Consider the following 526-nt stretch of genomic DNA (forward strand, 5'->3'; position numbering starts at 1 on the left):
CTCGCGATCATCGACAGAAGGCTCGTAATGTCGGGCGAGAGCTTCACGGGTCAGAAGACGGCGCCGCGCCATGATCGGATGTCTCCTTCATGTGTCCGGAAGGGGATCGTTGAACGGACCCGCTCTGGCCGACCAGATGACCCATGGAAAACGGCCAAGAACAGAGTCTCATATAGATAGTACGATATGTTTTGCGATGAAGGGTCCTTATACGTTACAATATTTCCCATGACGCACGTCCTGATTGGCTACGCCCGCTGCTCGACCGACAAGCAGGACCTCGCCGTGCAGCGTGAGACCCTGCTCAACTGAACTGCCCCGGGTTTTGTGGAGACATCAAGACCCGTGAGGTAAGAAGAATTCATGAGCAATAAATCGAAGCGTTTTCCGCCTGAGTTTCGTGACCGTGCAGCCGGCATGGTTCTGGAGGAAGAGAAGAACCATCCTTCGCGGTGGTCTGCGGTGATGATGATCGCTCCAAAGCTGGATATTCACCCTGACACGCTGTCAAAATGGACCCGTCTGC

At 54.6% G+C, this 526-nt stretch carries 1 pseudogene; it reads left to right on the forward strand.

Features of this window, described 5'->3' with window-relative positions:
* Positions 1 to 186 precede the first annotated feature (186 nt).
* Positions 187 to 306: pseudogene (locus GOB86_RS16485) on the forward strand (recombinase family protein); the annotation flags it as partial.
* Positions 307 to 526: the final 220 nt, after the last annotated feature.

Origin of the sequence: Acetobacter lambici (genome assembly GCF_011516885.1) — a bacterium.
Taxonomy (GTDB): domain Bacteria; phylum Pseudomonadota; class Alphaproteobacteria; order Acetobacterales; family Acetobacteraceae; genus Acetobacter; species Acetobacter lambici.